This is a genomic window from Nocardia sp. NPDC050435, from assembly GCF_040655395.1.
GTDB lineage: Bacteria > Actinomycetota > Actinomycetes > Mycobacteriales > Mycobacteriaceae > Nocardia.
This window is the reverse complement of record NZ_JBFAJW010000005.1, coordinates 193358-211229: the sequence shown is the minus strand read 5'-3', so window position 1 is coordinate 211229 and position 17872 is coordinate 193358. Positions and strand designations below refer to the sequence as shown.

The 17872-nt window shown below is 70.7% G+C and carries 16 protein-coding genes; 8 read left to right on the top strand and 8 right to left on the bottom strand.

Annotation, left to right across the window (positions count from 1 at the left end; all coding sequences use genetic code 11):
• Positions 1 to 2: 2 nt before the first annotated feature.
• The 7 genes from AB0I43_RS16910 to AB0I43_RS16880 form a co-directional block, all read right to left on the bottom strand.
• Positions 3 to 1190, bottom strand: a complete 1188-nt coding sequence (locus AB0I43_RS16910; protein ID WP_356978483.1) for a cupin domain-containing protein — start codon at positions 1188 to 1190, stop codon at positions 3 to 5.
• Positions 1183 to 4584 carry a type 2 lanthipeptide synthetase LanM family protein gene (locus AB0I43_RS16905; protein WP_356978485.1) on the bottom strand — a complete coding sequence of 1134 codons (3402 nt, stop codon included), beginning with the start codon at positions 4582 to 4584 and terminating at the stop codon, positions 1183 to 1185. The genes AB0I43_RS16910 and AB0I43_RS16905 overlap by 8 nt, the downstream gene beginning before the upstream one ends.
• Before the next feature lie 69 nt (positions 4585 to 4653).
• On the bottom strand, positions 4654 to 4890 hold the full coding sequence (locus tag AB0I43_RS16900; RefSeq protein WP_356978487.1) for a hypothetical protein: 237 nt from the start codon (positions 4888 to 4890) through the stop codon (positions 4654 to 4656).
• Positions 4891 to 5087: 197 nt separating this feature from the next.
• On the bottom strand, positions 5088 to 6005 hold the full coding sequence (locus AB0I43_RS16895) for a methyltransferase domain-containing protein (protein ID WP_356978489.1): 918 nt from the start codon (positions 6003 to 6005) through the stop codon (positions 5088 to 5090).
• Positions 6006 to 6031: 26 nt separating this feature from the next.
• Positions 6032 to 7060 carry an AraC family transcriptional regulator ligand-binding domain-containing protein gene (locus AB0I43_RS16890; protein ID WP_356978491.1) on the bottom strand — a complete coding sequence of 343 codons (1029 nt, stop codon included), beginning with the start codon at positions 7058 to 7060 and terminating at the stop codon, positions 6032 to 6034.
• A gap of 112 nt (positions 7061 to 7172) precedes the next feature.
• Positions 7173 to 8384 (bottom strand): glycosyltransferase, encoded by a 1212-nt coding sequence (locus AB0I43_RS16885; RefSeq protein WP_356978492.1) that lies wholly within the window; start codon positions 8382 to 8384, stop codon positions 7173 to 7175.
• Positions 8385 to 8527: 143 nt separating this feature from the next.
• Positions 8528 to 9283 (bottom strand): IclR family transcriptional regulator, encoded by a 756-nt coding sequence (locus AB0I43_RS16880; RefSeq protein ID WP_356978493.1) that lies wholly within the window; start codon positions 9281 to 9283, stop codon positions 8528 to 8530.
• A 204-nt stretch (positions 9284 to 9487) separates the two neighbouring features.
• On the opposite strand from AB0I43_RS16880, the gene AB0I43_RS16875 reads away from it, so the two are divergent.
• Genes AB0I43_RS16875 through AB0I43_RS16840 form a run of 8 tightly spaced genes read left to right on the top strand, consistent with a single transcriptional unit; the run spans position 9488 to position 17098 of the window.
• Positions 9488 to 10525, top strand: a complete 1038-nt coding sequence (locus AB0I43_RS16875; RefSeq protein ID WP_356978495.1) for an NrtA/SsuA/CpmA family ABC transporter substrate-binding protein — start codon at positions 9488 to 9490, stop codon at positions 10523 to 10525.
• Position 10526: 1 nt separating this feature from the next.
• The gene (locus AB0I43_RS16870) at positions 10527 to 11369 is read left to right on the top strand and encodes an ABC transporter permease (protein ID WP_356978497.1); all 843 of its coding nucleotides are present in this window, start codon (positions 10527 to 10529) and stop codon (positions 11367 to 11369) included.
• A complete protein-coding gene (locus AB0I43_RS16865; protein WP_356978499.1) occupies positions 11366 to 12118 on the top strand; it encodes an ATP-binding cassette domain-containing protein in 753 nt (250 codons plus the stop codon). The genes AB0I43_RS16870 and AB0I43_RS16865 overlap by 4 nt, the downstream gene beginning before the upstream one ends.
• Complete coding sequence (locus tag AB0I43_RS16860; protein WP_357432440.1) at positions 12115 to 13140, top strand: ABC transporter substrate-binding protein; 1026 nt, start codon at positions 12115 to 12117, stop codon at positions 13138 to 13140. The genes AB0I43_RS16865 and AB0I43_RS16860 overlap by 4 nt, the downstream gene beginning before the upstream one ends.
• Positions 13137 to 14231, top strand: coding sequence for an LLM class flavin-dependent oxidoreductase (locus AB0I43_RS16855; RefSeq protein WP_356978503.1), 1095 nt, complete (start codon positions 13137 to 13139; stop codon positions 14229 to 14231). Before AB0I43_RS16860 ends, AB0I43_RS16855 begins: the two co-directional genes overlap by 4 nt.
• On the top strand, positions 14228 to 15397 hold the full coding sequence (locus AB0I43_RS16850; protein WP_356978504.1) for an LLM class flavin-dependent oxidoreductase: 1170 nt from the start codon (positions 14228 to 14230) through the stop codon (positions 15395 to 15397). The genes AB0I43_RS16855 and AB0I43_RS16850 overlap by 4 nt, the downstream gene beginning before the upstream one ends.
• 15 nt (positions 15398 to 15412) lie before the next feature.
• Positions 15413 to 16120 (top strand): class II aldolase/adducin family protein, encoded by a 708-nt coding sequence (locus tag AB0I43_RS16845; RefSeq protein WP_356978505.1) that lies wholly within the window; start codon positions 15413 to 15415, stop codon positions 16118 to 16120.
• 30 nt (positions 16121 to 16150) lie between these two features.
• Complete coding sequence (locus tag AB0I43_RS16840; protein ID WP_356978506.1) at positions 16151 to 17098, top strand: ABC transporter substrate-binding protein; 948 nt, start codon at positions 16151 to 16153, stop codon at positions 17096 to 17098.
• 41 nt (positions 17099 to 17139) lie between these two features.
• Here AB0I43_RS16840 and AB0I43_RS16835 read toward each other — a convergent pair whose 3' ends face one another.
• On the bottom strand, positions 17140 to 17814 hold the full coding sequence (locus AB0I43_RS16835) for a phosphatase PAP2 family protein (protein ID WP_356978508.1): 675 nt from the start codon (positions 17812 to 17814) through the stop codon (positions 17140 to 17142).
• Positions 17815 to 17872 lie beyond the last annotated feature (58 nt).

Genomic DNA, 17872 nt, shown 5'->3' with positions numbered 1-17872 from the left:
GATCACGTCGTTCTCAGCAGCCCGTCGCGAATCAGACGCCGCACCAGCGTGATCCGGCTGTCCTCGCTCAATGAACCTGGCAGGTCACAGATTCGGAAGCTCGGGTGATCGCGGATGTACTCCAACGCCGGCGACATCGCCGCCGGGCCCTGTACCCGCTTCGGGCCGAACCTGATGGCGGCCTTCCCGCCGGAGTTCTCCACGACGCAGACCAGGCCGCGTCGCCGCTCGACCACCGAATCCGGGCCCAGGTCACCCAAACCGGCGAGCACCGCGAAATGCCCGTCCGCGGGGAAGGTCCGGGCGCCGACCTGCTCGTCGACCAGCGAGTCCAGCGCCGCGTCGAAGGACAGGGTGTCGCCGAGCCGGCCGAGCAGTCGCGCGAAAACGACAGACATGCGCTGTTGCCTGTCGCGGTCGGCGACGAAGCCGGGCGGCAGGTCCTGGCGGAGTTCGACATCCGTCAGCGCGGCCAGTTCGAGGGCCCGGGTAAAGAAGTCCACCCAGCTGAGCGGGTGGAAGGAGATCGTCAGATGCAGCGAGAACTCCTCGCCCGCAACGGCTTTGTGGAAGTAGCCGCGCGGCAGGTAGACGACGTCACCGGCCTCCAGCAGCGGCTTCTCGCGCAGGGTGAGCTGCTCCTCGGTCCAGTTCAGCCGCTGGATGTGCTCGTGCGACCGTTGCGAGCCCAGCGGGCGCTCGTAGATCTGGTCCCAGATGTACCACTGTTTGCTTCCGGCCAGCTGCACGATCAGCGAATCGAGGGTATCGACGTGGGTCGGAAACCCCTGCGTCCCAGGCGGTGTCAGGAAAAGGTTGAACCCGATCTCCATGTCCAGGGCGGCCTGCAGGTCGGCCGCCAGCGCGCCGAACGCGGGCCACACTTTTTCCACGCCGATCAGGCGGAGGGTGTCGCCCGCCAGGTACGCCTCGTACAGCCGGTCCTTGGAGATCGCCCCTACCGCGGTGAGCGTCGGGGCGCGGCCGCTGCCCTGGGCCGGGACGATCTGCAGGATCTTCGAGGATCGGTTCGCCGCCGTCAGCAGGCAGGCGTCCAGGTCGGCGAGGGTGAACAGGTCCGAGAAATAGGCGCGGTCCTGCCGATGCAGCACCAGTGTGGACTTCCCCCAGTGGTTTTCGATGAATTCCTGGCCGGTGACCGGGGCGAGCAGGCTCTCGAAGCTATGCATCGGGTGGTCCTTCCATCAGCAGTATCGAGGGGATCCGGTCCGGGGCGGCCAAGCGCAACAGCTCGTAGCCGATGCCCGCGAGGCCGTCCATCAGGCCGGGCGTCCGCACGTCCAGCGGCACGCCGCAGCGCGGGCCGTGCTGCTCCAGACCGGCGAGGGTGTTGGAAAGGCGTTCGGCGAGAAGGGCTCCCCATTCGCTGCCCGGAGTGCGCAGGTCGGCGGCAAGCAGGAGTTCCAGGGCACCCAGATCGCCGTGGCAGAGCGAGTGGTTCGTGCCGAAACCGTCGGCGCAGGTGGTGCGCAGGGCGGTGTCGAGGTCTTCGTCCAGGGTTTCGGCGCCGAGGATGTCGCGCATCCGCAGGCGGCTCAGGCCGATGCCGGTCGCGCCGTGGCACCAGGCGGTCATCGTCCGGCCGCCGGGTCCGCGCGAGCGCCGGAGATCCGTCCAGTTGCCCGTGGTGGTCCGGTGGTCGCGTTCGAAAGCGACCGCGCGCAGGGCGGTTTCCGCGTAGACCTCCGCGCCGGTGCGGGCGAAGAGTTCCGTGAGCGCCCAGGCGAATCCCGAAGCGCCGTGCGAGAATCCGGTCAGCGGCTGTTCGGGGAACAGTGTGCCGAGCCAGCCGACGCCCTCGCCGCTGGGGTGCGCCCGGGCGACCAGACGATCGCCCAGGCGCCGGGCGAGGGTGAGCGAGCGCGTATCGCCGGTTGCCCTGTGCAGCAACAGCAACGGGACGATCGCGCCCGCGATGCCCTGCACGACATCCAGGTGCTCGTCGGCCTCCGCCAGGTCCTCGATCCGCGCCACCATAGCCTCGGTCTCGGTGAGCAGGCCCTTGTCGTGCCGCGCGAGCTGGACCCACGAATAGACCAGCCCGCCCCAGCCGTCGAATCCGCCCACGGAAGTGATCGCTCCGGCCCGCCGCTCCAACTGCTTTCGCAACGTGATCAGCGCGTCCGCGGCCACCGACTCGAACTCGCCGCGACCGGTCAGTTCCGCCGCATAGGACAGGAACAGGATGACCCCCGGCAGACCGCTGTACAGATCGGCCCGCAACGGATGCAGCTGCCAGCCACGCTCTTCCCCGTAGCTGAGCCCCAGCCAGGACGCGCTGTCACCACCGCGGCGCGCGAGCCCCACAACCTGTTCGGCCATCGCCTCCCCCTGAGCCAGCAGCCGATCCCGCACCGTGCGCTCGCTCACCCTCGCATCGCGCGCGGGCCGGTCCCCTGATTCGGCTGCCTCCGCGTCTCGCGCCGACGACAGATCGCGCCCGGTGCGCGCGAACGCCCTCGCACCTCGGGCCGCGGCCCGGTCCGCCGATTCGGCCACCTCTCCGCTCCACGCCGACAACTGATTCCGCACGGTCGCCGTCTCGCCTCGGGCGACGGACCGATCCCCCGCGCCCGGTCCGGCCAACTCCTCGCCCGGAGCCGGGTGCCCGTTCGCCTCGCCCCGGCGAGTCTCGGCCGGTGCGGGGTACGGCTGGAAGGTGGTCTCGTAGTTGAGCGCCAGTGTGCTCAGCGAGGCCCGGATGTACCAGAGTTGCCGGTGCAGGTCGTCCGGGCCGAGTCCGTCCAGCCGCCGCTGGATCATCTCCCAGCCGGAGTGGGCGAAGAAGTCGTCGAGGCGGACTCCCTGGCTGGTCCACAGGTGCCGGGAGCCGATCCGGGTGCTGAAGTAGGGCACCTCGCCGCGCCACAGGTCCTGGCGTTCGGCGGGTAGGAGCCGGCGGGCGATGTCGGGAAAGCGCGTGCGGTCGATGCCGAACCACAGGCGGTCGAAGAGCCGTTCCCGGTCGAGGGCGTCGCGCAGGTGGTCGGGGTGAAAGCTGTGGTGCAGGATCTTGCCGTAGAACTGTGTGGCCCGGAAGACCACCCGGACCTCGTCCGCGCGCAGGGCCGCAAGCGGACCCGCTGGCAGCTCTTCCCGATGCGCCTCGAGCACACGGTACATCGCCGTGAAACCCGATTCGATGTCCGCGGCGAAGTCGAAGGCGTTCAGGGCGATTCCGTCGAGTTCGGGCCGATTGTGCGCGGCCCGCAGTGCGCGCCGCCGGAACGACAGCCGGGCGTCGGCGGTGCCGAGGTGCTCCCAGCGCGGCACCGGATCGGGTGTCAGCTGCCCCGCGCGGGAGCCGAGCGCGCTGCGGTCCACCGCGCGGCCCGCCTGTTCCGGAAAGAACGGCAGCAGCATGGTGTTGACCACCGAGTTCGCCAGCTCGTATTCCGCGTAGGAGTCGTACGCGGATTCGTGCGCCTGCCCGAAATCCGGTCCGCAGAGCGTCTCCAGATCGACCGGGACCGGATCCGCGCCGACCGCGAGCAGGTTCGCATAGTGGAAGTCGTTGGCGTTGAGCACGTACAGGACCGCGAGCAGCGCGCCCTGGCTCCGATAGAACCGGCGCGCCTGGGCGCGGTCCCGACAGGGCGACGCGGTGACGAACTCCGACCACCCGTAGGCACCGCGGCTCAGGGTGCGCGGAACTCGCAGCGCCGGTGCGCCTTTCGCGTGCAGCCAGGCCAGCAGATCGGCGAAGTGCTGGTCGACGCCCAGTGACCGCGGTTTGCAGAGCAGACGGCGGGCCGAGCCGAAGTGCAGGACGCACACCTCACGCCCGCCGCGGTGCAGATCGCCGAGCCCGAGATCGATCCGCGTCAGCGGCTCGGGCGCGCCGTCCGGCCAGAAGGTGACGGCGAGGCTCGCCCAGTCCGCGCACAGCCGCTCCAGCAGTTCGAGCGCGGCGGCGGTCCAGTCCGCGGCGCTCTCGATCAGCACGCGGGCGAGTACGGGGTATCGCGCCAGGAAACGCAGGGCCTGCTCGGGTTCGCGCAGCCGGTCCACGAAATCGGCGAACCGCGCGCTCGCGTCCGCGCCGGTCAGCTCGCCCCGCAGGGTCGCCAGCCGTAGCTGGAGCACGACCGCACGGCTGATCCGTTCGTCGATGCGGGCGACCATCGCGGTAACCAGCTGGTCGATGACGGCTTGCCACTCGATCGCGGCCTCCGGCCACGCTTGCGCCAGCGCGCCCGCGCCGCGCGCCAATTCGGCTCGCGCGCCGGCGATCACGGGGCCTGCCACCGGCAGCCCGCGCGCGGCCGGCGACGTGTAGGCGCGCTCCAGCGCGATCAGCCAGGCGGGCGGGCCGGGGAGCCGCTGCCGCAGCGCATCCGGTGATTCGCCGAGCAGCGCGCGAAAGGCTCCGGCGTCCAGGTGATCGAGTGCGAGTCGGCGGTCGAAGAATTCGTCGCTGCGAAAAGGCGATTGTGCCCGCCATTGTTCCCAGCGGCGGTTCGCCCTCGCGGGATTGCCGATGGGAGAGAATCGCGGCGGGCGCCCCCGCTCATTCAGCGTAAGAGCTGTCCACCAGGCCGCATCGGAAGACAAAGAATCCATGAAAGCGCTTCCTCGGCACAGGAAGTGCTGCGGATGGCGGCGCCATCCGCAGACATGGTCGTCGAAGGCTCAGCAGGTGCAGATCACCAGAGCCTGCGTCGTTTCCTCTTCCGTCGAATCGGTACCGGTGTAGAGCATCTGCGCGCCACCCTCGAGCCCGCTGCTGACAGATTCGAGACTTTCGTCGCTGATTTCGCTGGGACCGATTCCACCGGCCGCTACCACGGCCGCGCGATCCGCCGGCTGTAGCGAGTCGAAATATTCTTTATCTTCGAGTGCGCGAACGGTTTCCATCTGGTCGAGCACGGCTCCTCCTAGGATGTTGGATTCGGGCTCCCCGTCTCCGATTCCGCTCCCACGGGCCGCCCGCTGACAGGACACTCAGTATATGGCTGCCGCACCGGATTACGGGAGGTTGTCACAGGTATTACGCCACCCGATCCCGGCGCGTCCGCCGGTGTCGGCGGGTCGGCCGAAATCGATGATCGGTAACCGAGCACACTTCAAGATTTCCTACCGCCGACGATATACACCGTGGCCCCGCCCGCCGAATGAAAGCTGTTTTCCGCGATATTCATCCGCTGTTTCCCGGCTTCTTCGCGCATCGCGGCGAGCTGGGCTTCCAGCAGCTCCGGGGAACCCCCGCCTGCCAAGAAGTAGCGCCGCAGTTGCGCGTGGTCCCACGGCCCGTACACATTCGTTTCCCACGCGAAAGTCGGTTCCAGCGTCGCCTGCTGCTCGGGACCCGCGTACGGCGAAAATACCGGAAACGCCGTGTCACGCAGATAAACTCGCACCTCGGCCAGCCCGGCCTGCGCGAACATTCCCGGCAGCTGTTCGCCGACGGAAAGATCACCTTTGCCCAGCGCGACGCGCCCCCGCTGGAAACGCAGCCAGAACTCGAAATCGCGCACCAGCGCCGCCGTGGGCCGTTCCGGCGTGCGCGAATCGAAGGCCATCAGGTTGAACAAATTGCTGGGCTCCACGCAGAGCACCAGCCCGCCCGGCTTGGTGACGCGGATCATCTCCCGCAGTCCCCGGGCCGGGTCGTCCAGGTGCATCAGCAGGGTTTGACAGGTGACCACATCGAAGGCGTCGTCGGCGATATCCAGGGCCAGGACGTCGCCGCGACGGAAGTCCACGCGCCCGGCGGTTGTCGCCTCCGGATATTCGGCCTCGAAGGCCAGCCGGGCCCGCCGCAGCCACTCGGGCGCACAGTCGACGCCGAGCAATCGCGCCTCCGGTGCGAGATGCGGGTAGAGCAGCCTTGCCCAGTGCCCCAGGCCGCAGCCGATATCGGCCAGGGACCGGGCCTCCGGCAACCGCCACCGCGCGGCGAGCAACGCCAGGAAATCCTCGTTCCACCAGAAATCCCGCTGGTCGCGGAACCAGGCGGAGTCACGGTCCGGCGCTTGCGTCACGGTACGGCCCTCTCGCGCAGTCTGTGTCAGACCGGCGCGAGCCCGCGTTTCACCCGGGCGAAGTTGCCGGGCGACAGGCCGTGCCAGGCCCGGAACGCCGAGGTGAACGCCGAGACGCTGGAATAGCCGAGGCGGTCGGCCACATTCTCCACGGTCAATCCGGCGCCGAGCAGTTCCTCGGCCAGCAGCCCCAGCGTCTCGTTGCTGAGCTCCCGGAACGAGGTGCCCTCCTCGGCGAGGCGGCGGCGCAGCGTGCGCACGCTGAGATTCAACGCCACGGCGATGCGCGCCTGCTCGGCCATCCCGCCCTCGCGAACCAGCAGCTGGCGCACCTGCTTGCTGATGCCGACCCGACTGCGCCTGCGCTGCACCAGATCCGCGCACTGCTGCTCGTACATCCGCGCGCCCGCGACGTTGGCCTGCGGCAGCGGCAATTGCAGCACGCTCGCCTGCACCACCAGCGCCGTGCGGGGCGCGCCGAATCTGATGTCCTCGACGCCCAGTACCGCGCCGAACATCTCGTAGACCGGATGCGCGTCGAACGGAACCTCCACCCGCTCCACCGGAATCCGGGTGGACAGCAGGTCCTGCTGGATCGTGGAGATCGCCGCCAGATCACGCTCCAGCGCGAAGCGGCGGATCTCCGGCGGCAGCGCGCTGTCGTCCCGGATGATGTGCAGTTCGCTGCCCGCGTCGTGCAGCGCGTGCGCCGCGGCGGTGAACGACAGGTCCGCGTAGCGCAGGCCGATCTCCAGCGCGTGCCGCAGGTTCGGGCTGGTCAGCAGCGCGAAGCCGAGCACGCCGAGACTCGGTGGATGACAGAGCAATCCGGCAAGGAAGCCCATGCCGGGTTCGTCGTCCAGCCCGGCGACGATATTGCGCAGTACCCGCAGTTCCTGGACCAGCATCACCTCGCCCGCGGGCTCGGTCAGCTGCGCCTCGGTGATCTCGGTGTCCCGCAGGACGTCGGGCGTGGCCAGGCCACGCCCGACGGCGTATTCCACCAGCAGGGCGACACTGGTAACGGGACGCAGACTTACCAGTTCGTCCGCCACACGGCTCCTCGCAAACGGTTCCCTCGGCCTAGCGCCGGCTCCCCCGGCCAGCCGATCAATTCTAGAACGAGAGCCCGGATGACTTGCCGTTTCAGCGAATCGAACCCGGGGTCTACCGCGCGTCGCCGGATTCCAGCAGCAGCTTCGCGGCGACGATGGCGCCGTCGGAGCGGACCGTGGCGGCCACGGCGGTCGCGCGTTCGCTGGCGGCCAGGGCCGTGGCCAGCGCCGCCGACAGCGAGTCGACGGTCGGGGCCGGACCGTCGTGGGCCGCGCCGATGCCCAGCTCGGCCACCCGGCTCGCCCAGTACGGCTGGTCGGCGATCTGCGGCACCACGACCTGCGGCGCGCCCGCGCGTGCGGCGGTCGTCGTGGTGCCGGCGCCGCCGTGGTGCACGACGGCGGCTACCCGCCCGAACAGCGCCTGCTGATTGACCTCGCCGACGACGAAGCAGTCCGGGGCGTCGTCGACGGCGGCCAGCTCGGCCCAGCCGCGGGCCAGCACGATCCGGCGGCCCTGCGCCCGGACGGCCGCGACGGCCACCTGCGCCATGTCTTTCGGCAGGTAGGCGGCGATGCTGCCGAAGCCCACGTACACCGGCGGCGCGCCCGCGTCCAGGAACGCCGCGAGGTCCCGGGGCAGCGGACGATCGTCGGGCAGGATCCACGCGCCGGTCTCGATCAGGTCGTAGTCGGTCAGGCCCGCGGCCGGGCACAGCGTGGGATCGGCTGCCAGCCAAGGCTGTTCGGTGAAGACATGGTCGCGGACGTTGTCCACCGGCGGCAGCCCGAGTTCGGCCCGGTGGGTGTTCAGCGGCCCGCCGTAGAGGGCGTTCACCCGCTCGGCGTCCTGCCGCCAGAGCGCCCGGTTGTCGGTCTCCTCCGCCGGCGAGGGCGTGCCCGGGCGCCGGCCCGGCGCGAAATGCCGCGACGGCAGACCGTAGAGCTGGAAGCAGGCGTACACATAGCGCAGGCCCAGGTGCTCGGCCACGTCGCGGGCACCGGCGGGCATCAGCCCCGAGGCGACCAGCACGTCGCACCCGGCCGCGGCCGCGGTGAGCGTCTCGAACCGGGCGGCGACCAGTTCGGCGGCGAACCGGAACGCGTCCTCGGCCGTCGGCGGCTTCGACCCGGCCACCACCGAACGCACCGACGGGCCCAGCGGCACCAGCGGCACGTCCACCCGGGCGAGCAGCTCCGCGAAATCGTCATCCGGTGGCGCGCACACCCGCACCTCGGCGCCGAGCCCGCGCAACGCCACCGCCAGCCCGGCCACCGGTTCGACATCCCCGCGCGATCCCACCGTCGTCAACAACACACGCATCTCGTGACCCTCGTTTCTGCAGGTTGTGGCTTTGCGAGGGTCGAGTGTGCACCACCACCGGGGTCTTGCCGCAAGCCCGGGTGTGCGATATACGTTGAAGGGGGAAGAAAACACCGGCGGCGTATTCGCGCCTCCCCGCGGGGTTACTCCGCGGCCGTCCCCTCGAAGCGCGCGGCGATATCGGCGGCGCTCACCCTGGCCAGCTCCACCAGGAACGGCACGCGCTCGGGGATCATCAGGGTGATCGGCCCGCGCAACCCGAGTGCGAACCGGCAGCGTCCGGCCGGATCCAGGATCGGCACGCCGATCGTGCGGAAGCCCGGGTCGAGTTCTTCGTCGTTGTACGCGTAGCCGCGCTCGCGGGTGACGGCGAGCTCGCGGTCGAGTTCCGCGGGCCCGGAGACCGAACGATCGGTGCCTTCGTCGTAAGGCAACGCGCGCAGCTCGTCGGCCGTGGCACCCGACCATGCCAGCAGGGTCTTGCCGAGAGCGCTGGCGTGCAACGGGAGCCGGACGCCCTGCAGGCGGTGCCCGTCGGTCTCGCGCCAGCGACTGGTGCCGAGCAGCACGGCGTGAATGCTGTGCCGGATCGCGAGGGAGGCGCTGGCCCCGGTGGTGTTGGCGAGCTGCTCCAGAGCGGGTTCGGCGAGGTAGATGCGGTGCTGGCGGTAGGCGATCTGACCGTACTCGGCCAGCGCCCCGCCCATCCGGTAGCGGCTGGATTCCTCGTCCTTGTCCAGGAACCCGGCGGTCACCAGAGCGTTGAGCAGACGGTGCGTGGTGCTCACGGCCAGCCCCTGCTGCCGCGCGACCTCCGAGACGCCGCGCTCGTCACCACCGCGGAAACATTCCAGGACCGACAGGGCACGGGCGACGGTCTGCACACCGGAGGCTTCCACGGCAGCGACGGTAGCACAGCTCCCCCAGGCGAATTCGGCAAACTTTCCACTATTCGGAAAGCTCCGTAGCCTCTGCGAGCCTGTGCTGTCAAGCCTTCCGATCCTCGGAAAGGATTACCTCGCCGCCGCACCTCGGGATCCCTACTGTCGCATGGCATCGGACCGCTCTCGCGGCCGATTCTCGACTCGGAAGAGGTGCCTCACATGTTCCGCACGCGCCGGCCACACCGTTGGCGTCTCGCGCTCGCGCTCGCCCCCCTCGTCGCCGTCGTGGCGGCCTGCGGGTCCGGCTCGGCCCCGGACGCGGCCGCCTCCGATCTGGTGCTCAAGGTGGTCGACCCCGGCAACTCCGGTCCGATCGCCGTCGGCAAGCGCGAGGGCACCTTCGACAAAGCGCTCGCCCCGCTCGGCGCGCGCATCGAATGGGTCACCACCACACCGGGTTTCAGTTCGATGCTGAAGCTGTTCAACACCGGGGAACTCGATGTCTCCGGCGCGGCGTTCAGCCCGGTGGTGGGCGCGCTGTCCAAGGAGGTGGGCGTGCGCATCGTGGCCGTGCAGGACCCGGCGGGCAAGGACCAGAGCGGCATCATCGCCCATCCGAACTCCGGTGTCCGCGCGATCGCGGATCTGGTCGGCAAGCGAGTCGCGGTCAATCCGGCCGGCAAGGGTGAGTACATGCTGCTCAAAGCCCTCGCCCAGGCCGGGATCCCGGCCGAGAAGGTGACGCGGGTTCCGTTGCAGCAGAAGGAAGCCGCCTCCGCCTTCGCCACCGGCAAGGTCGACGCCTGGGCCTCGTTCCTGGTGCCCTACCAGGAGGCCAAGGCCAACGGCGGCATCGAGCTGGCGACCGAGCAGACGCTGGGCTCCAAGGACAACTCGGTGGTGGTGTTCCGCACCGAAATCCTCGACAAGCGACCCGATGTCGCGGCCAAATACCTCGAGGTGCTCCAGGGCCTGAGCGCCCGGCAGCGGGCGAACCCGGCCGGCTTCGAGAACGTCTTCGAGCAGACCGGCCCGCGCGCGCTCAGCGGGCAACGACTCTCGGACGCGCTGCGCGTCGGCGCCGAGGCGACCCAGCCCCGGCTGCCCCGGGAATCCGATGCCGCCGACCTCGCCGACGTCGTGAACCTGTTCGCCGACAACGGCGTCATCGGTCGCCGGATCACCGCCGCGGACATCTTCTACGACCTGAAGGCCAAGCTCACCCCCGACCAGCTGACCGCCCTGCGGGAGCGCTGAGATGGCCGTTCTGCTCACCGCGGCCGCACCGCCGGCCGCCACCCTGGCCGCACCGCGTGCCCGAATCCAGAAGTCCAGGCCCGCTTGGCTTTCGGTGCCGCTGCGCTTTCTGCTGCCGGCGCTGCTCTTCGCGGCCTGGTGGATCGGCTCGGCGACGGGCGCGCTCTCGCCGCAGGTCCTGGCCGGGCCGCCGAAGGTCTGGTCGGCGTTCACCGAACTCGCCGGCACCGGCCAGCTCGCCGATTTCGCCCTGGCCTCCTTCACCCGGGCCGCCCTCGGCGTCGCGCTGGGCGTCGGCCTCGGACTGCTGCTGGGACTGGTGGCCGGCCTGTCGAGCCTCGGTGAGGAACTGGTGGATTCGACGATGCAGATCGTGCGGGCGGTCCCGTTCCTGGCCCTGGTGCCGCTGTTCATCGCCTGGTTCGGCATCGACGAGCTATACAAGGTGCTGCTCATCGCGGTGGCCACCATCGCGCCCATGTACGCCTACACCTACCTCGGCGTGCGCAACGTGGACCGCAAGGTGGTCGAGGCCGCGCGCGGTTTCGGGCTGACCGGAGTGCGCCTGGTGCTCGAGGTGATCCTGCCCGCCGCGCTGCCCGGCGTGCTGATGGCGCTGCGGGTGTGCCTGTCCATCAGCATCACCGGACTGATCGCCGCCGAACAGGTGGGCACCACCGAGGGTGTCGGTTACCTGGTCACCCTGGCGCAGGAATACAACCGCACCGACTACATGGTGCTCTGCGTGGTGCTCTACGCGGCGCTCGGCCTGATCTTCGACGGGCTGGTGCGCATCGCCGAGAAGTACGCCATGCCGTGGCGCGGCGCGGTGGCGATCCGATGACGACCGTGGAGTCCCGTACCGACAGCCCCGTCGCCGTCTCGATCTCCGCCCTGCACAAGAGCTTCGGCGACAAAGTGGTGCTGGACGGCATCGATCTGACCATCCGGCGCGGTGAGTTCGTGGTGCTGCTCGGGCCGAGCGGCACCGGCAAGACCACCCTGCTGCGCCTGCTCACCGGCCTGGAACGGCCGGACAGCGGGCAGGTGCTGGTGCCCACCGCACGCACCACGGTCTACCAGGAGCCGCGGCTGATTCCGTCCAAGCGGGTGCTGGCCAATGTGGTGCTCGGTCAGCCGCGCTCGCGCGCCACCCGGGCGGCCGGGGTGCGTGCGCTCGCCGAGGTGCATCTGGACGGCAAGGCCCGGCAGTGGCCGGCCACGCTGTCCGGCGGCGAGGCCCAGCGCGCCGCGCTGGCCCGCGCGCTGGTCCGCGAGCCCGAATTGCTGTTGCTGGACGAGCCTTTCGCCGCGCTGGACGCGCTGACCCGGTTGCGGATGCAGGACCTGGTCGCCGATCTGGTGGCCCGGCACCGGCCGGCGGTGCTCATGGTCACCCACGACGTGGACGAGGCGGTGCGCCTGGCCGACCGCGTGCTCGTCCTGGATCGCGGCCGTTTCGCCGTCGACACCGAGATCGACCTGCCGCACCCGCGCGACCGCACCGATCCCGCGGCGCTGCGCTATCAGGCGGCCTTCCTCGCCCAGCTGGGCGTCGGCCGCACCACCGAAAATCCCAGGAGCACTTCATGACCGACACCCTCTGGTACACGCGCTGCCCGGTGCCCACCGCCAGCGGCCTGGCGCACAGCCTCGGCTGGCTCGGCGCGACGGCGGCCGACAGCGGCCTGAAGTTCGAGGTGCTGCAGGACGCCGGGCCGGAGCTGGCCGGATTCCACTTCTCGCACGAGCTGGCCGGACTGATCCGCGAGGGCGGCAATGTGCCCGCGCTGGCCGCGCGGGCACAGGGATCGCCCACCCGCCTGATCGGCCTGACCTGGATCGACGAGGCGCAGGCCATCCTGGTCGGGCCGGATTCCCAGGTCGCCACGGCGGCGGAGCTGGCCGGACTCCGGATCGGTGTGCCCGCGTGGGCGCAGGACCGGGCCCGCAGCTTCCCGCGCGCCATGGCGTTGCACGGCTTCGCCAACGCGCTGCGGTCCGGCGGGCTCACCCTCGCCGACGTCCGGGTGACCGAGATCGGCGTGGAGCGAGATCCGCAGGTGCGCACCGAGATCCAGCAGCGGCGGCGCAGCGTCACCTGGGGTGTCGAGGAGTTGCTGGACGGCTCGGTCGACGCGATCTACGTCAAGGGGGCACGCGCCCAGGAGGTGGCGCGTGCGCACGGCCTGCGGGTCGCGATCGACCTCGACGCGACCGCGACCAAGCGGCTGCGGGTGAACAACGGCACCCCGCGACCGATCACCGTGCATCAGGAACTGCTCGACACCCGGCCGGAGGTCGTCGTCGGTTTCCTGGCCCAGAGCCTGCGCGCCGCGGACTGGGCGGCGGGCAATCTCGACGGCGTCCGCGAGGTACTGCAACGCGAAACTCTCTCCGGCCCCGAAGGAGTCGCGGCCGCCTACGGCGCGGACTTCCATCGGGACCTGCATCCGTCGCTGTCGGCCGAGCGGCTCGAATTGCTCGGGGCGCAGCAGCAGTTCCTCTATACCCACGGCTTCCTGGCCACGGACTTCGACCTCGAATCCTGGGTCGAGCCGGAGCCGCTGGCCCAGGCCCGGGCGCTCGTCGCCGCCGGGACGGTGGCGGCGTGACCGAATACCTGTGGCGGCTGCCCAGCCGGGGCGACGGCCGCCGGGCGGACCCGGACCTGCGCCGACGCGGCGGATTCCACGGTGCCGCCCCGGCGACACCGGCCACCGACCTGCGGCCCGGCCGCTTCGGACCGTTCGACGACCTGCACCAGATCATCGACGCGGTCGAGCTCAACGGCTTGGACGGCGTGCTCGCGCCGTACGATCCGCTGGGCGAGGAGTCCTGGATCGTGGCGGCGGGCGCGCTGCGAGCCACCCGTTACGCGCGGGTGGTCGTCGAATTCTCGCCCGCCTTCGGCACTCCCGTCTACGCGGCCAAGCTCTCGGCCACGCTGCAACGGCTTTCGGCCGGACGGCTGAGCTGGCGGCCGGCGGTGGACACCGACGCCGCCGACGAACGCGCACGCGGCGAACGAATCTCCGGCGACGACCGGTACGCGCGGGCCGCCGAGTTCCTCACCGTCGCCAAGGGCGTCTGGAACGAGAACCCGGTCGCGGGTGCGGGTTTCCAGGGAACCGGTTTCGACTACGCGGGCGAGTTCTACGACGTGATCGACGGCGGATTCCGTGGCATCCTGTCCGGACTGCCCTTCCCGGAGATCCAGCTCACCGGCAGTTCGGCCGCGGCACTGGAGCTTTCGGCGCAACACGCCGATCTGCACGTCTTCACCGAGACCCGGGACGGGGTCACCGGGCCCCTGGGCGAGCTGCGCCGCCGCGCCGCCGCGCACGGCCGGGCGGTGCGCGCCGGGCTGGAGTTCCCGGTCATCGCCCGCGAAACCGAGGACGAAGCCTGGGAACGCGTCGAAAGACAGTGGCGCGAAAGGCATCCCGAGGGACCCCCGGCCGCCACCCGGAGTCTGGGCGACGGACGCTGGTCCGGGTTCGCGGCCCTGGGCTACCCGCAGGAGATCGGCCTGGTCGGCAGCTACGCGCAGGTGGCCCGGCAATTGCAGGTCTACGAGTCGATCGGCATCGACAGCATCGTGCTGTCCGGGCACCCGCACATCGAAGAGGTGCATCGCACCGGCGAACACCTGCTGCATCTCGCCGATCCGGCCGGACGCGTACTGAAGGAGGTCGGCGCGTGACCATCGATATCTACTGGCGCATCGGCATGGAAGGCGACCACGCCTCGCTACGCACTCCACGCCGCTACAACCGCGGCCACGCCGGCGGCTACGGGCCGGGCAATATCGCGCCCGCGATCCGCGCCGGCGCACTCGACGACTACGGCTACATCGACCATGTCGCCGCCGTCGCCCGGGCCACCGAGTCGGCCGGGTTCCTCGGCGGGCTGCTGCCCTCCTTCCCGGTCACCGAGGACCCCTGGGCGGTCGCCGCCGCGCTGGCCCGCGAGACCACCACCTACCGGTTCATGGTGGCCTTTCAGCCGGGCTTCCTGCATCCGGTGCAGGCCGCGCGCATGTCGGCCAGCTTGCAGCGCGCCACCGGCGGGCGGCTGGTCTACAACATCATCAGCGGTGGCGGCGGCCCGGCCCAGTTGTGGTGGGGCGACAAGGTTTCCCACGACGATCGTTACGCCCGCACCAGCGAGTTCCTGGACGTGCTGCGTGGCGTGTGGGACGGAACGCCGTTCACCCACGACGGGCGCTTCTTCCGCACCGAGCAGGCCGCGCTGCCGCCGGGCCTGGCCGGGCAGCCGTTCCCGGAGGTCTACTTCTCCGGGTCCTCCGGCGCGGCGGTGCAGGCCGCCGGACGGCACGCCGACTACTACCTGTCCTGGCTGGAACCCTTCGCCGACCTGCGCGCCAAATTCGACGGGGTCCGCGCGAACGCCGAGCAGACCGGGCGCACACCGAAATTCGCGGTGCGCATCGACATCGTGGCCCGCCACACCGAGGAGGCCGCCTGGGCCGAGATCGAGAAGGGCTGGGCCTTCGTCGATCGCGCCGCCGCCGACCGCGCCGCCCGGGGCGACTCCGTCGGCGCGGCCCGGATCCAGGGCTGGGTGCCCGAGACGATCACCGGATACCGGGATCTGGAGGTGCAGCCCAATGTCTGGTGCGGATTCAGCCTGATCCGCGGCGGCCCGGCCTTCGGCCTGGTCGGCAGCTACGAACAGGTCGCCGAGCGCCTGGATCAGCTGACCGAGCTCGGTGTCGACGCCTTCATCCTGGCCGGCAATCCGCACCTGGAGGAGGCGTACCGGGTGGGCGAGGAGGTGCTGCCCCTGCTCGGCCGCTCCCGTCTGACCCGGCCCGACCCCGTCTCCGCTCTCTCGCCCGCGCACTGACCTCTTGGAGCCCCCATGACCACCACCGAAACCCTTCTCCCACAGTCCGTCACCGATTTCGTCGCCGCCGCGACCCGCGCCGCCGAGACGGCGTTCCGGGTGCTGCGCGAGACCGGCACCGTGACCGGCAACGGCACCGTCAACTTCGTCGAACGCGTGCCCGGCGAAGACCTCGCCGTCGCGCTCGATGAACCCGGCCCCTGGGCCGAAGACCGCACCCTCACCCCCGTGGTCGCGACCTTCGACGGAGAAGTGCTGTCCGGCACGGGATCCGCCGGTTTCGTCACCGGCTACGCCAAGGTGTTTCGCGCCCATCCGGAGATCACCTCCGTGGTACACGTGCACTCACCGTGGCTGGGCGGCTGGGCGCAGACCCACCGCACCCTGCCCATCCGCTACGCGGCGGTGCAGCGCCTGACCCTGTCGCGGGAGATTCCGCCGCACATCGATCGCAGCGTCGGCGCGGGTGAGTTCATCCTCCAGCGCCTGGCCGCCGACCCCGACCTCATCGCCATCTTCGAGGCCAACGGCGGCGCCAACGTCCTCGGGCGCGGCGGGCTGCTCCAGCTGGCCAAGCTGGTCGTGCTGCTCGAGGAGGGCGCGCAGTACCAGGCCATCGCCGAAACCCTCGGCGGCTCGGCCGAATTCGATCCGTCCAACCTGGCGGTGCAGTGGGGCCGGACCGGCCTCGCCGACGAGGCGCGCCGCCGCGGCCTGCTCTGACCCCGTCCACACTCTCGAAGGAAATCTGGCATGGCTGTTCGCATCGGCTACTTCCCGCACAACAACTCGCTGTTCGTGCTGCGCCATCGCGGCATCGTGGAGCGCACGATCCCGGACGTGGAGTGGGTGGATCTGCGCGCGCTGCCCGAATCCCCGCGCGTCGACGTGAAAACCGCACTGCCGTCCCTGCATTCGGACTGGCTGTTCGCCGACGGCGGGTACGACGTCATCGGGACCGGCTTCACACCGCCGGTCACCGCGCTGGCCAACGATCGCGACATCGTCTACCTCGGCATCTCCGGGCCGCGCGTCGAGAACGGCCGCCTGGTCGCCAAGGCGGACAGCGGCATCGAATCCGTCGCGGATCTGCGCGGCAAGCGCGTCGGCATCGCGCACGGCTCCTGGCAGACCACCCTGCTGCTGTTCGCGCTGGACCGGGCGGGTTCGACCTGGGCCGACATCGAACCGGTCGACACCGACGTGAACGGCGGAACCGCCCTGCTGGACGGCGATCTCGACGCCTGGGTGGGCGCCTATCCCGGTTTGGCGGCCATCGAAGCGGTCGCCGAGTTGCGCACCCTGGTCGACACCGAATCCGTGTTCAGCCATCCGTCGCTGTGGTTCACCCGCCGCGACTTCGCCGAGCAGAACCGGGAAGCGCTCACCGCGATCATCGCCGCGCTCCAGGAATCCGACGCCTGGATCACCGAGAACCCCCGCGCCGCGGCGCAGTACTTCGTCGACGACATCGTCGCGCGCGGCGGCAGCGCGGACCTCGACGCGTGGGAGGCGGCGCTGCGCGGCCGCCCGTTCGGCATTCATCCGGTCTCGGACGCCTTCCTGGACGAGCAGCAGCGCGCGGCCGATCTGCTGGCCGCCAACGGGCTCATCGCCAAGAGCGTCCCGGTGCGCGCGGCGGTGCTGCCGTGGATCGGGGAGGCGGTCGAGGCCACCCGGTCCGCGACGGTCGCGGGCTGAGGCTCGCCGCGTCCCCGGCAGCCCGGTGCCGGGGACGCGCGCTATCCGGCGGCGGCGGCGCGCGCAACCGCGGCCCGGTAGCCGAGCAGGCACAGCCCGAGCCACAGCGCGCCCAGCAGCCAGCCGCCGAGCACGTCGGTCGGCCAGTGCACGCCCAGGTAGACACGCGAAAAGCCGACCGCGACAACGAAGATCGCGGTCCCGGCGGCGAGGGCGAGGCGCTGCGACCGCCGCCGGAGCACGGCCGCCAGCGCGACGGCGACGATCACCACGACCACCAGGGAATTGAGGCTGTGGCCGGAGGGGTACGAGCGGCTGGCCACGCCGACGAGGTGCTCGCCGACCGGCGGGCGCGCCCGGCCGATCAGCAGTTTGCTCAGATTGCTGATCGGCTGCGCACCGGCGGCGGCCACCAGGATCAGCCCGGCGACCCAGCGGTGCCCGCGCCGGGCGAACAGCACCGCGGCGAGGATCGCGAGCGCGAGCATCGCCGTGCCGCTGCCCGCGTGGGTGACCACCGTGGCCAGGTCGGTCGCGGTGGCGGTGCGCCGGGCCAGGGCCCAGTCACGCACCGAGTCGTCGAAGGCCGTTCCGCCGTTTCCGGTGCACACGGCCACGGTCAACCCGGCGAACAACACCGCGAGCACGATCAGCGACCACGCCGGGGGCGTGGGCAGCGCAAGGGGCGGACGCGCGGGTGTGCCGAATCCGATCATGCTCGACCCTATCGCCCTCACCAGTGACAGTTCGGCGACCAAACCTCGGCGCGCCGCT

Coding starts and splice junctions, on each gene's coding strand:
- AB0I43_RS16840 (WP_356978506.1), top strand. CDS start 16,151: ATGGCTGTTCGCATCGGCTACTTCCCGCACAACAACTCGCTGTTCGTG.
- AB0I43_RS16845 (WP_356978505.1), top strand. CDS start 15,413: ATGACCACCACCGAAACCCTTCTCCCACAGTCCGTCACCGATTTCGTC.
- AB0I43_RS16835 (WP_356978508.1), bottom strand. CDS start 17,814: ATGATCGGATTCGGCACACCCGCGCGTCCGCCCCTTGCGCTGCCCACG.
- AB0I43_RS16885 (WP_356978492.1), bottom strand. CDS start 8,384: ATGCGTGTGTTGTTGACGACGGTGGGATCGCGCGGGGATGTCGAACCG.
- AB0I43_RS16905 (WP_356978485.1), bottom strand. CDS start 4,584: ATGGATTCTTTGTCTTCCGATGCGGCCTGGTGGACAGCTCTTACGCTG.
- AB0I43_RS16865 (WP_356978499.1), top strand. CDS start 11,366: ATGACGACCGTGGAGTCCCGTACCGACAGCCCCGTCGCCGTCTCGATC.
- AB0I43_RS16870 (WP_356978497.1), top strand. CDS start 10,527: ATGGCCGTTCTGCTCACCGCGGCCGCACCGCCGGCCGCCACCCTGGCC.
- AB0I43_RS16860 (WP_357432440.1), top strand. CDS start 12,115: ATGACCGACACCCTCTGGTACACGCGCTGCCCGGTGCCCACCGCCAGC.
- AB0I43_RS16875 (WP_356978495.1), top strand. CDS start 9,488: ATGTTCCGCACGCGCCGGCCACACCGTTGGCGTCTCGCGCTCGCGCTC.
- AB0I43_RS16910 (WP_356978483.1), bottom strand. CDS start 1,190: ATGCATAGCTTCGAGAGCCTGCTCGCCCCGGTCACCGGCCAGGAATTC.